Source organism: Aeromonas intestinalis (assembly GCF_054052485.1).
In genome coordinates, this window is the sequence record NZ_JBSTYK010000005.1 from 168,290 (window position 1) to 180,449 (window position 12,160).

Genomic DNA, 12,160 nt, shown 5'->3' on the forward strand with positions numbered 1-12,160 from the left:
GCCCTCACTCCGTCACCCCCAGCTTGTCCAGCAGGACCCGCGGGGAGGCGAGGCACATCTCGCCGCTCTCCTTGTTCACCGCCACCTGGATGCTGTAGCCCTTGCTGGTGCGCACGCCGCTTGCCACATCGAACAGCTGGTACTCGATCTTGAGGCGGTTCTGGTATTCGCACAGCCGCGCCTCGACCCGTACCTTCTGGCCAAAACGCAGGGGGGCCATGTACTTGAGGCGCAGATCGATGATGGGCCAGTGATAACCGGACGCCTCCATCTGCGGGTAGTTGTAGTCGATCTGCTCGAGCAGGGCGCAGCGGGCCAGCTCGATGTAGCGTACATAGTGGCCATGCCAGGCCACCCTCATCATGTCCACGTCGTGGAACGGGATCTCCACCTCTATGCTGTGGCTGATCATCCAGGGTTCACTCTGCATCTGAGGTCTCCTTGTAGAGATCGTAATGACGGGCCTGCAGCCGGACGATCAGGGCCCTGAGCTCCTGCTCCAGCGGCCTGTCTTCCACCAGGGCCGGGTGATCTTCCCGCACCGCCAGCACCATCTCTCTCAGGGACGGGCTCAGGGTATCCAGGGCGCACCGCTGCAAGCCGAGGCGCAGCTCCGCCCCCTGCACCGCCGCCAGCAGGCAGGCGGCGCCCACCTGCTCGGTCAGGGTCAGCACCCGCAACGCATCCCGCGCCGCTATGGTGCCCATGCTCACCTTGTCCTGGTTGTGACACTCGGTGGAGCGGGAGAAAACGCTGGCGGGCATGGTTAATTTGAGGGCCTCTGCGGTCCAGGCGGAGACGCCGATCTGCACCGCCTTGAAGCCGTGGTTGATCATGCGCCGCTCGCCGCTGGCGCCGGAGAGGTTGCTCGGCAGACCGCCGTTGAACTTGGTATCCACCAGCTGGGCCAGCTGGCGGTCGAGCAGATCGGCGAGGTTCGCCACCGCCGTCTTCATGCTGTCCATGGCCATGGCGATGTGGCCGCCGTAGAAGTGACCGCCGTGCATCACGTGCTCGAAGTCGCCATCGATGAGGGGATTGTCGTTGGCGCTGTTGAGTTCGTTTTCGATGAGCTGACGCCACCAGGGCAGGCTGTCGGCCACCACGCCGATGACGTGGGGGGCGCAGCGCAGGGAGTAGCGGTCTTGCAAGCGGTCGCTGTGGCGCGGCAGCTCACCGCTTTGCAGATCGGCGCGCAGCCAGGCGGCAACCTCCTGCATCCCGGGGTGGGGCTTGACCGCGAATAGCCGCTCGTCGAAGTGGAAGGCATTGCCCTCCATGGCGACGCTCACCAGGGCGGTGATCCGGGTCGCCAGCTTCATCAGGTATTCGGTGCGGGCGTAGGCGAGGCAGGCCAGCGCCGTCATGACCGAGGTGCCGTTCATCAGGGCCAGCCCCTCTTTCGGGCGCAGTCGCAGGGGGGTCACGCCGAGCGCGTCATAGACGTCGGCGGTACTGGCGAGCTGGCCGTCCCGATAGAGTTCCCGCTCCCCCACCAGCACGGCGGCCACGTAGGAGAGCGGGGTGAGATCGCCGCTGGCGCCGACCGACCCCTCCTCCGGAATGCGCGGGATGAGATCCTGCTCCAGCAGCCAGCAGAGCCGCTCCAGGAGGGCCGGACTGACCCCGGAGACCCCCTGCGCCAGGGAGCAGAGGCGCGTGGCCAGCACGGCGCGGCCCGCCTCAAGACTCAGGTCGTTGCCGAGGCCACAGCCGTGGAAACGGGTCAGATGCAGGGGCAGCTCGGCCACCAGGGCGGGCGGCACGGCCCGGGTCACGGAGTCGCCATACCCCGTGGTCACCCCGTAGATGACCCCCTCTTCCGCCAACAGGCGATCGAGGAAGTCGGCACCGCGCTGCACCCGGGCCATGAAGGCGGGATCCGGGTTGAGAACGGGACGGGCACGCCCCTCGGCCAGGGCCACCACCTGTTCTATGGTGAGCCTGTCTGCGCCGAAGGTGACCTGGGGGGAAGGAGTATCACTGTTCATCATGGGTTAGCTGCCAAAAATCGAAGAAATTGAACCAGTCCAGCGGCGCATGCAGGCAGTGGTGCTGCAGGCGGTCGGCATAGGCCTGCACCCAGTGGCGCAGTGCCGCCTCCCGCGTGGCGCGGGGTAGCGACAGCCGCTCGGCGAAGGGCTCGAAATGGACGCGAAAGCGCCCCTGCTCCTTGAGGCCGAACATCAGGTAGACGGGACAGGCCAGGACGCTTGCCAGGGCGAAGGGCCCCAGCGGGAAGGGGGCGGGAGCCCCGAGAAAATCGGCCCAGACCACCCGCTTCTCCCGGGTCACCGAGGTGCGATCCCCGACGATCACCACCCACTCCCCCGCCTCTATCTTCTCCTTGAGCAGGATGGCGGTGTCGGCCCCCATCTCCTGCACCTGAATGAGGTTGATGCCGGAGTCCGGATTGACCTGCTTGAGCAGGGCGTTGAAGCGGGCCGCATGGCGGGTGAACACCAGAGCATTGATGGGCACCTGCCCCCCCTGGGTGCCGAGCGCCCGGCACAGCTCCAGGTCCCCGAGGTGGGAGCCGAGCAGCAGCAGGCCGCGTCCGCTGGCGAGCGCCGCCTCGTGGTGCTCGCGCCCCACCAGTTCGATCTCCTCACGGGGAATGTCGCCGCGCCAGCCCGCCAGCTTGTCCAGCGCCGCCTCCCCAAAACGCAGGAAGTGGCGAAAGCTGGACCTAGGCTCGGAGGGCAGGCTCACGCCCTGCGTGGCGGCGAAGGCTTCGAGCCGCGCCAGATATTGCTCGGAGGCCGCCCGCTGGCGGCGGCCGGTCAGCCAGAAATAGCCGATGACCGGGTAGAGCAGCGCTTTGAAACCCCGTCGACCCAGCAGCCGATAGCTGGCCAGCATGATCTGAAGACCCAGCAGCGAGCCCCGCTCCGGGGTGCGCGACCAGTGCCGCCTGCCCTGTTGCCAGAGCCGGGCCGGGAGGCCTGGCAGCTTGCACAATCCATCCCAGAGCAGGCGGCACACCAGTCGGGTGTGCATCCAGGAGATGTCGAGATTGTCCCGCCAGAGCCGAAAGTGGGAACTGCCGTCCGCCGGATAGATGACCCGGGTCGGCACGAAGCGCATGGGCACCCCGCGCCAGTAGAGACGCACCATCACCTCGGTGTCGAAATCCATGCGCCGGCCAAGGCGCACCTCATCGAGCAGGGCGCAACTGGCCGCCAGAGGGTAGACCCGAAAGCCGCACATGCTGTCCGCGATGGTGAACGAGAGGGTCTCTATCCAGACCCAGACATGGGTGATGTAACGGCCATAGAGGCGCCCCTTGGGGACGGAGTCGTCATAGATGGGGCGTCCCGAGACGAGGGCATCGGGCTGGCGGGCGGCTTCGGCCAGCAGGCGCGGCACATCGGACAGGTCGTGCTGGCCGTCGGCATCTATCTGCACGCCATGACTGAAGCCCCGCGCCTTCGCGGCCATGAGCCCTGTGGTCACGGCGACCCCCTTGCCCTGATTCCGGTCATGGCGCAGCAGACTGACCCAGTCGCCGTGAGTGGCGGCCAGGGCATCCAGCGCGACGGCGGCGGCGGGCTCGCTGCCATCGTCGACAAGCAGGCAGGGCAACCCCAGGGATTTGAGCCCCGCCAGCACGCCGGCCAGGGGGGCCGAATGGTTGTAGCAGGGGATGATGAGGCAGGGATTCAAGGACATAGCTTCACCCGGCCGCTGCTGGCGACCTCATCCCCGAGCCGGTAGCTGAACACCAGCTGGCCCTTGTCCGCCAGCCAGCAGAGATGCAGCTCGCACTTCTGACCGGGGCGCAGCGGGCGCTGGAACTTCAGCTGGCTCATGCCACCGAACTCGCCGACCAGGCCGGGCAGCTGGCGACCATAGTGCATGACCCAGTGCACCTGTACCACGCCGGGCAGCAGGGGCGCTCCCGGGAAGTGGCCGCGAAACCAGGGCAGATCGGGGTCGAGGGACAGGCGCAGCACCAGGACATCGTCCTGCCATCGCTGCTCGATAAGGCTGGGCAGCCCCGTCATTGGCATGGTTCGGATCCCATGAGTGAGTGATTCATCTGCTCAGGACCAGATTTTTTGGCATGAACATCAACAAAATCTTTATCAAATAGCGCTTTCAACTGCCCCCAGGGGCGTTTCCCCTGACTGTTGAGGGGCAAGTCCGGCAGCAGACGCAGCCGGCGCGGCAGGGCGACCGGTTCGAGCCAGGGTCTGAGCCGCTCCCGCAGGGCAATGAGGAAACGGCCGGGCCCCAGCGTCTGCCACTGCTCCAGCCCTTGCTCCGTCAATACCAGCACGGCGCCGAGCTGCTGCCGGCCCGCCTGCGTCAACGGCAACACCGCCGCCTGCTGCACCCAGGGCTGGGCCTGCAGGCGCGCCTCCACCTCGTCGAGGGAGACCCGTTTTTCTTCAATTTTGACCACCCGATCCCCACGCCCCAGCAGGTGAAAGCCGGACTCGCACAATCGGATGCGATCGGCACAAAGCAGCGGCTCATCGTCCGGCAGATAGGGGGAGTGAAGCAGCAGGCAATCCCCGGCTCCGGGCGCCACGCGAATGCCTGGCATGGGTTGCCAGGGAGTCTCTGGCTGCACGCTCTGACGCCAGGCGATGCCGCCGGTCTCGCTGCTGCCAAAGACCTCCACGGGCAGTTGTCCCAGCAGCGCCTGCGTGCGGGTCGCATCCGCCAGCGCCAGCGGCCCGCCGGAGGAGACCACCAGAGCGCAGCCAACGGCCGGCAGGGCGGGATCGAGGCGACTCAGAAAGGCCGGGGAAGCGATCAGCGCCCAGCGGCCTCGCTGGCTGTTCAGCTGCTCCGGGTAGAGGGTCAGGGTGCGAGCGAAGGGAATGCGCAGGACCAGGGGCAGCAGAATGCGAAACAGCAGGCCATAGATGTGCTGGTGGGAGACGCTCGCCAGCAGGCGCGCCCCGCGCAGTGGTTCGCTCCAGAGTGCGATCAGCACCCGCAGTTCGGCGTCCAGCTGGTGCCACGCCTTGGGGATCGCCTTGGGTTCGCCGGTGGAGCCCGAAGTGAACAGGGTCAGTTGCAAGGCCAGGGGGGCGGGCCAGGGGACAGCGGGTTGCTCATCCTCCCGTGAGAGGGGCAGTTGCAACCAGGGAATCGTGCTGCCCTCCCCCAGCGTCTGGCTGTCGGTCAACACTGCATCGAAGCCGTGACCCAGCTCCGCCAGGGCCGCCGGGCGCTGATGGCCGGGCAGTATGGCCTCTCGCCCGGTCAGGGCACAGGCGAGCAGCGCCTGGGCAAACAGCAGGCTGTCTTCGAAGCAGAGCGCCCAGCGCCGGGCTGGCAGAGCGGCGAGCCGCCGGGCCAGCGCTTCGGTTCCCTGGCGCAGCTCGCCAAAGCGCACCTCGCCTTGTGGCCCGAAGGCCACCGGTTCGTCATCCCCTCGTCCCCAGATGGCGGCGAGCAGGCTCCCCTGACCGGTCATGAGGCGAAGCTCCGCTTGACCCGCAGGCGCACCAGATACTCCCCCCCCATCAGCAGTCCCATCAGCAGATAGCTGACGAGGCCGTTATAGAGGCTCCAGATGGCGAGATCCCCGTACCAGACGGTGGCGGCAGCCAGAGAGCCGTTGAGCACGAAGAAGCCGCACCACACCTTGGTCACGGTACGGGTGTAGCGCACCCCGGCTGGCGGCAGATCGGGATCCTGCAATCGGGCGAGCCGCTCCACCAGACTCATGGGCTGGGTCAGGCTCCAGCCAAACAGGCCGAGCAGGGCCAGCGAGACCGCAATGGGGTAGTAGAGCAGCCAGTGCTGGGCCGAGAAGAGGGCACTCAAGGCCGTCAGTACCAGACCGACACAGGCCAGCAGGCGACCAAGCAGCAGCCACTCCCGCACGGGGGAGAGCCCGGGCAGCAGTCGCAGGGCGAAGGTCACCAGCAGGATGCCGAGCAGGGCGGAACTGCCCCAATGGGTCAGCCCCCGATAGACGGCAAGGGGATAAGCCAGCAGCAGGGTCCCTGCCAGCAAGGAGAGCAGGCGCATCATGGCAACAAGCTATCAGGCAGGGTTCATCAGGCGTTCGACCGCCTCGACCACATCGGCGACGCTGCGCACCGACTTGAACTCTTCGGGCTTGATCTTCTTGCCGGTCAGTTTTTGCAGGTGAACCACCAGATCGATGGCGTCGATGCTGTCGAGTTCCAGATCCTGATAGAGCTGAGCCTCTGGCGTGACGGCCGCTTCATCCACTTCAAACAACTCCACCAGGGTTGCCTTCACCTTGGCAAAAATCTCGTCTCTGTTCATCGGGATATCTCCAAAGAAGGTGGCTCAAGCCTGGGACTGGATCAGGGCCACCAGGGCCTCGACGCTGGCGAAGTGACGACGGGTATTCTCGTCATCGGCGGAGAGGACGATGCCATAGCGTCCCTTGATGGCCAGCCCCAGCTCCAGCGCATCGATGGAGTCCAGCCCCAGACCGTCACCAAACAGCGGCGCCTGGGCATCGATATCGTCCGGGGTCAGCCCTTCCAGGTTGAGGCTGTCGATGATGAGTTGTTTTATCTCTTGTTGCAGATCTTGCATTGCTCTTCCATAGGCTGTCATGGGGTCCCGGGTTGCAGGACCCGGGTAAGTAACCGGGTTAACTGGCGGGCGGCCAGGCCGCTGTGCTGCGCGTCAGCGACCCCTTCACGGGTCTCTATCTGCGGCAAGAACTCCAGCGTGAAAACAGGCTTGCGTTTCGGGGTCTGGAACCATTTGTCCTGCTTGGTGAGAAAGCGCTCGCTGCAATGAATGCGTACGGGCTGCAGAGTCACCTGACCACGCAAGGCAAGCTGGGCGGCACCTCGCTGCAGGCGGATAGGCTCCCCCGGCGTGGTGCGGGTGCCTTCCGGAAAGATCAGCAATAGACCACCCCGACGCACCCGTTCGATGCAACGCGGTAGCAGCTGTTCCGCCTCCCCGTTGGGAATGTAGTCGGCGGCACGCACCACGCCACCGAGAAAAATATTATGCCACAAAGCTCGCTTGACGATGCAGTCGCACACCGGCAGTTCGGCCGCCAGGATCACATAGTCGAGCAGGCTGGGGTGATTGGCGACGATGAGGGCACTGCGCAGATCCCTCGGCATGCCGATGACGCGATAATCCAGCACCCCCAGCCCCTTGAGCAGGGCCATGAACAACCGAAAACTCTGCTTGATGCTGGCCTGTGCCAGGATCCGACGCCGCTCTCCCCGCAGGCAGAGCGCCAGCAGCGGAAACCAGCAGAGGCTGAGCAGCAGCCCCCCCAGCCCAAACAGGGTGAAGCCAAGCGCGGTGCCAAGCAGCCGCCAGAGCCGGTTCAGCCCCGCCGCCATGACCACTCCCTGCGTCCGTCACCGAGCACGCATGTCTGCTGTCCCAGCAGATGCGCGCGCCAGAATGCCAGGGGTTGGGCCAGCGCGGAGGGCTGACTGGCGTCGCACTGTCCTTCGCAGTCCCAGCGCTCGCCGGCAGCCTCCTGCGCCGGGCCCAGCAGCAGCGCCACCCCGTAGGGCGGGGTCTGGGGGAGCCAGGATTGATGAAACTGCGGGATCTCCCCTTCGAACAGCACCAGCAGCACCCGCCGATACCCCGCATGGAGGTTGGCTGCGGCCTCGGCCAGCCCCGCCATCAGGCTCCCTTCTCCGGCAGAGATGGAGCTGATGGGCAGCGCCGCCTTGCCCTGAATGGAGCAGAGCCCGGCCGCCGTGTTGTGCACCGACATGGAAAAATCCGTGGGAGAGAGCGGCTTGGCGGCGGCCAACCCCTGCAGCAGCGTCATGGAGCGTGCCAGCTCGCCGTGGCGGCTGACGAAGATGGCGCTGTCGACGGGGTGGCGGGCCAGCATGTCCAGACCCAGTTGCACCGCGAGCCGGGCGCCGATGCTGAGGCGGCGCGCCATCATCATGGGGATCAGGGGGGTCGCTGGCACGGATTGCACCGCCGCGGGCCACTCTGCCCCCGTGGCCCACTGTTGCCAGCCAGTGGCGTGCTCCAGTCCAGAGGATAGCGCCTGCGCATCAAGGAGTGAGAATGAGAGCATGATGGCGGCGTTCAATCCTTTGCGGTGCGAGGGGTGACAAGAATAATAATTGTTTTTCTCAATACAGGAATGAGCAAAACGCGATCAATTAATAACCAACCCATCGGGGTTATTATTTATTGCGACATCATATCATTATTTATCAGAAATAATAGACAGCCAAACATCGCTCTGGCGGGAACAACTCATATTCTATTGAAAATAACCAAGCAATGGTGTCTCATTACTCTGTTTCATAAAAATATATCGGGGAAATAATAATGAATTTGATCACAAAATCGGGCCTGGTTCTCGGTGCACTCCTGCTTGCCGCCTGCTCCACCAGCAAGCCAATACAGAATCTTCCTGCCAATCAGGTAACGTTCAATCTCAGCGAGGAGCAGGTTGCCAATGCCATCGTCAACGGCGGTATCAGCAAGGGCTGGGTCATGAAGAAAGAGCAACCAGGGCTTATTCGTGGTCAACTGAATGTGCGCCAGCATCAGGCCGTGATCAATATTCCATATAGCACCCATGATTATTCCATCAATTATGTCAGCAGTGTGAATCTGGATGACGACGGCAAAGGCGCCATCCATCGCAGCTATAATCGCTGGATCCTCGGGTTGAATCAGGCCATCCAGATCGAACTGGCTCGTACCAATACCAGCACCCATTGATCAGGGACGGAGCCGTCATTGAAACACTATCAGAGCGAGCCATATAACGCCCTGGAGGCCATCAGTCAGGCCCAGCGCATCGCCTTCGCCCCCATGTTGTTCCAGGCAAGCTGGTGTCTGCGTGAGACCGGCGTGCTCGCCTACCTGGAGAGCCGGGGCAAGAGCGGCGCCACCACGGCCGAGATAGCCCAACATTGCGAGCTCAGCGAGTACGCGGTGTCGGTGCTGCTGGACATGGGACTCGGTGGCGGCGTCTGCCATCTGGCCGGGGAGTGCTATGTACTCGGCAAGGTTGGCGCCTATCTGCAAAACGACCCCATGACCCGGGTCAACATGGATTTTACCCAGCACGTCTGTTACCAGCCGCTGGCTCACCTGCTCGATGCCATTCGCGAGGGCAAGCCGGAGGGGCTCAAGGTCTTCAACCCGGACTGGGAGACCATCTACCCTCACCTGGATAAGCTGCCGGAGCCCGCCCGCGCCAGCTGGTTTGCCTTCGATCACTTCTACTCCGACTGGGCTTTCCAGCAGGCGCAGGATCATGTGCTGAGTTATGAGCCTCGCAGCCTATATGATGTGGGTGGCAACACCGGCAAGTGGGCCATCTCCTGTGCGACCCGGGATCCCGCGCTGCAAGTCACCATCCTGGATCTGCCCGAGCAAATCGCCCTGGCACAGCCCAGAATTGACGCAGCCAAACTGACGGAGCGGGTGCGTGGTCACGGTGTCAACATGCTGGAAGCCGACGGCCATCTGCCGGGGGAGGCGGACATCTGGTGGATGAGCCAGTTCCTCGACTGTTTCAGTCACGAGCAGATCGTCGCCATCCTCAAGCGCATTCGTCGGCACATGAAACCGGGGGCCAGAGTCTGCATCCTGGAGCTGTTCTGGGACCGGCAGAGCTTCGAGGCGGCGAGCTTCAGTCTCAACGCTACCTCCCTCTACTTCACCGCCATCGCCAATGGCAACAGCCGCTTCTATCACTCCAAGCAGATGTATCAGTGCCTGCGTGAGGCCGGTTTCCATGTGGAGGCCGAGCACGAGATCCCGGGTCCTGGCCATACCCTGCTGGTTGCCCAACCTTTGCCCGAACGGTCATAATGGCCCATCCATATGGATGGCATGCAAAAGGAGCGGCCCATGATGCGTAACGGCAGGGTTCTGCTGACACTGGCTCTGGTGCTGGGTAGCTCGGCTTGCACCCACATCAAGGAAGCGGGCCGGACGGTGGGACACACCACCCGGGACGTGACCCGCGAGATTGGCCACACCACCCGGGATGTGACCCGGGAGATTGGCCATGGCACCCGGGATACCGTCAATAAAGTGGGTGACGAGATAAGCAAATGACAACAGGGGCCTCGGCCCCTGTTGTGCTATCTGTGGTCTCCTTCCCCTGTTCACCACATCGCCATCAGCTGGGATTCCATGGCTTCTTCCTGTTCATCCGGCAGACTGGCGAAAAAATCGAGTCCCGTCTGCTCTTCCACCGCATCCACAGTAACTATGTAGTCTGCCAGCTTGCTGGACGGAATATTCTGCTGCGGCAGTATGAAGGCGATGGCCTCCTGATTGGCCACGTCCATCACCACCCGATAATAGGCATGGGGCACGGTCACACCGTTGCCGATGGAGGCGTCCGAGTTGGTGAAGATGGGGCCGGTGATCACCTGGACATTCTCATAGGCGATGGCCCACTGGCGGGTCTTCTCCTCCAGGATGCGCCAGGCACCCTGGTTGAGCGCCGGCAACTGGGGCGTCATGTTGGTCAGCAGGAAACTCTGCTTCATGGTGGTCGCACTGGTGCGCATGTCGGCTGCCGGTGCCTGATGTCCCCTGTCGTAACCGGAGCCCTTGTAGTCCGCCAGGGTGGCACGGAACTGCACCGGCACCTCCTTGTCCTCGGCGAAGGCATCCTTGCGCGGCACCTGTCCCTGGGCGCTCGCCGCCGTCATCCGGTAAGAGACCCAGTCAGACACCTTGGTGTCGTAGTTGTAGCCCGCCGCATAACCTTCCCGGCAGAGCAGCTGACTGGATTGACCCGGGACCCCCAGGGTCACGTGATCCTTGCATTGGAACCCCGCCGCCAGGGTCGGGAAAGCGCTGAGAGAAAATCCGATAGCCAGAACTAACTTATTAATATTATTCATTATTATGCCACTCCTTGTGTTAGGCGGAGTGATTTGACACCAGGTCTGATGAGTCAGGCAATCGGCTATTTTACGAGCATCTCGTAAATGTGAAGGGGGCGGCAATTTGACCAAAAAGCGGCGGACAGCTGGGGGATTGTCATCGGCCCGTCATTGTGGTGGATAGGGTACTTTATCTCTGCAATCAAGCAGATAGGCAGGATAAGAAGCGGAGACTTGCTCCGCTTCCCTGTACGCCGAATGGTCAGCTCTTGACTTGCGGTCTCGGGGTATCGGGTTGGGACGGCGGCAACATGGGCAGCACTATCTGGGGCTGCTCACCGGTCAGGCTCTTGAGGAAGGCCGTCATGTCCTCGGCCTCCTGCTCGCTCAGCCGCTGGCCGAGCTGGATATCCGCCATGATCTGCACCGCTTCCTTCAGATCCCAGACTGCGCCGTCGTGGAAGTAGGGGTAGGTCAGTTCTATGTTGCGCAGGGTGGGCACCTTGAACCAGCCGATGAACTGCTTCTCACCGGTCACCGCGCCGCGTCCCTGGGCCGGATTGCTGGTCTGGTAATGTTTGACCAGCCCCATCTTCTGATAGGAGTTGCCGCCGATGGCAACGCCGTTGTGACAGGCGGTACAGCCCTTGTCCTTGAACAACTGGTAGCCCGTCAGCTGCTGCGCCGTCAACGCCTTGCCATCCCCCTTGAGCCAGCGATCGAAGGGAGCATTGGGGGTGACCAGGGTCTCCTCGAAGGCGGCGATGGCGTCGGTCACCTCATCGATGCCGAACTGCGCCTTGCCGTAGACGGCATCGAAACGGTCACGATACTCGGGCAGGGTGTGGAGGGTCTCCACCGCCAGCTTGTGGGTGAAGGCCATCTCCAGCGGGTTGGCGATGGGGCCCGCCGCCTGCTCCTTCAGATCCTTGGCACGGCCGTCCCAGAACTGCACGAAATTGAGGCTGGAGTTGAGCACGGTCGGCGAGTTGATCGGCCCCTCCTTCCACTTGTGACCGAGGGAGCTGACCTGATTGTCCACTCCCCCCGTCGCCAGGTTGTGGCAGGAGTTGCACGAGATGGCGTTGGATCTGGAGAGCCTCGGCTCGAAGAACAACATCTTGCCCAATTCGACCTTGGCCGGATCACCCACCTTGACCGCTTCCACCGGTTGCACCGGTTCGCTCGCCCACCCCGTCACGGGCAGTGCCAACACCAGCAGCAAATTATATTTATTCATTATTCTCTCTCCCTTGAGTTTGCGAGTCATCGCATTCCCAGCCTGCAGGAGTAGGACTGAGTGTTATTTGTTCAAGATCAAGGGAAAAACACTAAAACCACATTAAAAA

15 protein-coding genes are annotated in these 12,160 nt (G+C 63.3%); 3 read left to right on the plus strand and 12 right to left on the minus strand.

Annotated elements, in window-relative coordinates; all coding sequences use genetic code 11:
- Nucleotides 1-4 precede the first annotated feature (4 nt).
- Genes ACW5W7_RS08305 through ACW5W7_RS08350 form a run of 10 tightly spaced genes read right to left on the minus strand, consistent with a single transcriptional unit; the run spans nt 5 to nt 8,020 of the window.
- The gene (locus tag ACW5W7_RS08305; RefSeq protein ID WP_456501402.1) at nt 5-430 is read right to left on the minus strand and encodes an acyl-CoA thioesterase; all 426 of its coding nucleotides are present in this window, start codon (nt 428-430) and stop codon (nt 5-7) included.
- Nucleotides 420-1,991 (minus strand): HAL/PAL/TAL family ammonia-lyase, encoded by a 1,572-nt coding sequence (locus ACW5W7_RS08310; RefSeq protein WP_456501462.1) that lies wholly within the window; start codon nt 1,989-1,991, stop codon nt 420-422. The genes ACW5W7_RS08305 and ACW5W7_RS08310 overlap by 11 nt, the downstream gene beginning before the upstream one ends.
- Nucleotides 1,981-3,666, minus strand: coding sequence for a glycosyltransferase family 2 protein (locus ACW5W7_RS08315; RefSeq protein WP_456501463.1), 1,686 nt, complete (start codon nt 3,664-3,666; stop codon nt 1,981-1,983). The genes ACW5W7_RS08310 and ACW5W7_RS08315 overlap by 11 nt, the downstream gene beginning before the upstream one ends.
- Nucleotides 3,663-4,013, minus strand: a complete 351-nt coding sequence (locus ACW5W7_RS08320; protein WP_456501403.1) for a 3-hydroxyacyl-ACP dehydratase FabZ family protein — start codon at nt 4,011-4,013, stop codon at nt 3,663-3,665. Before ACW5W7_RS08320 ends, ACW5W7_RS08315 begins: the two co-directional genes overlap by 4 nt.
- The gene (locus tag ACW5W7_RS08325) at nt 4,004-5,434 is read right to left on the minus strand and encodes an AMP-binding protein (RefSeq protein WP_456501404.1); all 1,431 of its coding nucleotides are present in this window, start codon (nt 5,432-5,434) and stop codon (nt 4,004-4,006) included. Before ACW5W7_RS08325 ends, ACW5W7_RS08320 begins: the two co-directional genes overlap by 10 nt.
- Nucleotides 5,431-5,997 carry a COG4648 family protein gene (locus ACW5W7_RS08330; protein ID WP_349919279.1) on the minus strand — a complete coding sequence of 189 codons (567 nt, stop codon included), beginning with the start codon at nt 5,995-5,997 and terminating at the stop codon, nt 5,431-5,433. The genes ACW5W7_RS08325 and ACW5W7_RS08330 overlap by 4 nt, the downstream gene beginning before the upstream one ends.
- Before the next feature lie 12 nt (nt 5,998-6,009).
- On the minus strand, nt 6,010-6,258 hold the full coding sequence (locus tag ACW5W7_RS08335; protein WP_349919280.1) for an acyl carrier protein: 249 nt from the start codon (nt 6,256-6,258) through the stop codon (nt 6,010-6,012).
- A 24-nt stretch (nt 6,259-6,282) separates the two neighbouring features.
- The gene (locus ACW5W7_RS08340; protein WP_349919282.1) at nt 6,283-6,537 is read right to left on the minus strand and encodes a phosphopantetheine-binding protein; all 255 of its coding nucleotides are present in this window, start codon (nt 6,535-6,537) and stop codon (nt 6,283-6,285) included.
- 17 nt (nt 6,538-6,554) lie between these two features.
- Complete coding sequence (locus ACW5W7_RS08345) at nt 6,555-7,313, minus strand: lysophospholipid acyltransferase family protein (RefSeq protein WP_434663774.1); 759 nt, start codon at nt 7,311-7,313, stop codon at nt 6,555-6,557.
- Nucleotides 7,298-8,020: a beta-ketoacyl synthase chain length factor gene (locus ACW5W7_RS08350; RefSeq protein WP_456501405.1), complete on the minus strand. Its 723-nt coding sequence runs from the start codon at nt 8,018-8,020 to the stop codon at nt 7,298-7,300. The genes ACW5W7_RS08345 and ACW5W7_RS08350 overlap by 16 nt, the downstream gene beginning before the upstream one ends.
- 260 nt (nt 8,021-8,280) lie before the next feature.
- Between ACW5W7_RS08350 and ACW5W7_RS08355 the strand changes: the two genes are divergently transcribed.
- The 3 genes from ACW5W7_RS08355 to ACW5W7_RS08365 are packed head-to-tail and all read left to right on the plus strand — an operon-like array spanning nt 8,281 to nt 10,029.
- Entirely contained in the window at nt 8,281-8,679 is a 399-nt protein-coding gene (locus ACW5W7_RS08355) for a hypothetical protein (RefSeq protein ID WP_349919288.1), read from the plus strand.
- Nucleotides 8,680-8,697: 18 nt separating this feature from the next.
- Nucleotides 8,698-9,780 carry a methyltransferase gene (locus ACW5W7_RS08360; RefSeq protein WP_456501406.1) on the plus strand — a complete coding sequence of 361 codons (1,083 nt, stop codon included), beginning with the start codon at nt 8,698-8,700 and terminating at the stop codon, nt 9,778-9,780.
- A gap of 39 nt (nt 9,781-9,819) precedes the next feature.
- Nucleotides 9,820-10,029 (plus strand): hypothetical protein, encoded by a 210-nt coding sequence (locus tag ACW5W7_RS08365; RefSeq protein ID WP_456501407.1) that lies wholly within the window; start codon nt 9,820-9,822, stop codon nt 10,027-10,029.
- A gap of 50 nt (nt 10,030-10,079) precedes the next feature.
- Here ACW5W7_RS08365 and ACW5W7_RS08370 read toward each other — a convergent pair whose 3' ends face one another.
- Both ACW5W7_RS08370 and ACW5W7_RS08375 read right to left on the minus strand, forming a co-directional pair.
- Complete coding sequence (locus tag ACW5W7_RS08370; protein ID WP_456501408.1) at nt 10,080-10,829, minus strand: DNA/RNA non-specific endonuclease; 750 nt, start codon at nt 10,827-10,829, stop codon at nt 10,080-10,082.
- Nucleotides 10,830-11,073: 244 nt separating this feature from the next.
- Nucleotides 11,074-12,051, minus strand: coding sequence for a cytochrome c peroxidase (locus ACW5W7_RS08375; protein ID WP_434663783.1), 978 nt, complete (start codon nt 12,049-12,051; stop codon nt 11,074-11,076).
- Between the last annotated feature and the right edge of the window lie 109 nt (nt 12,052-12,160).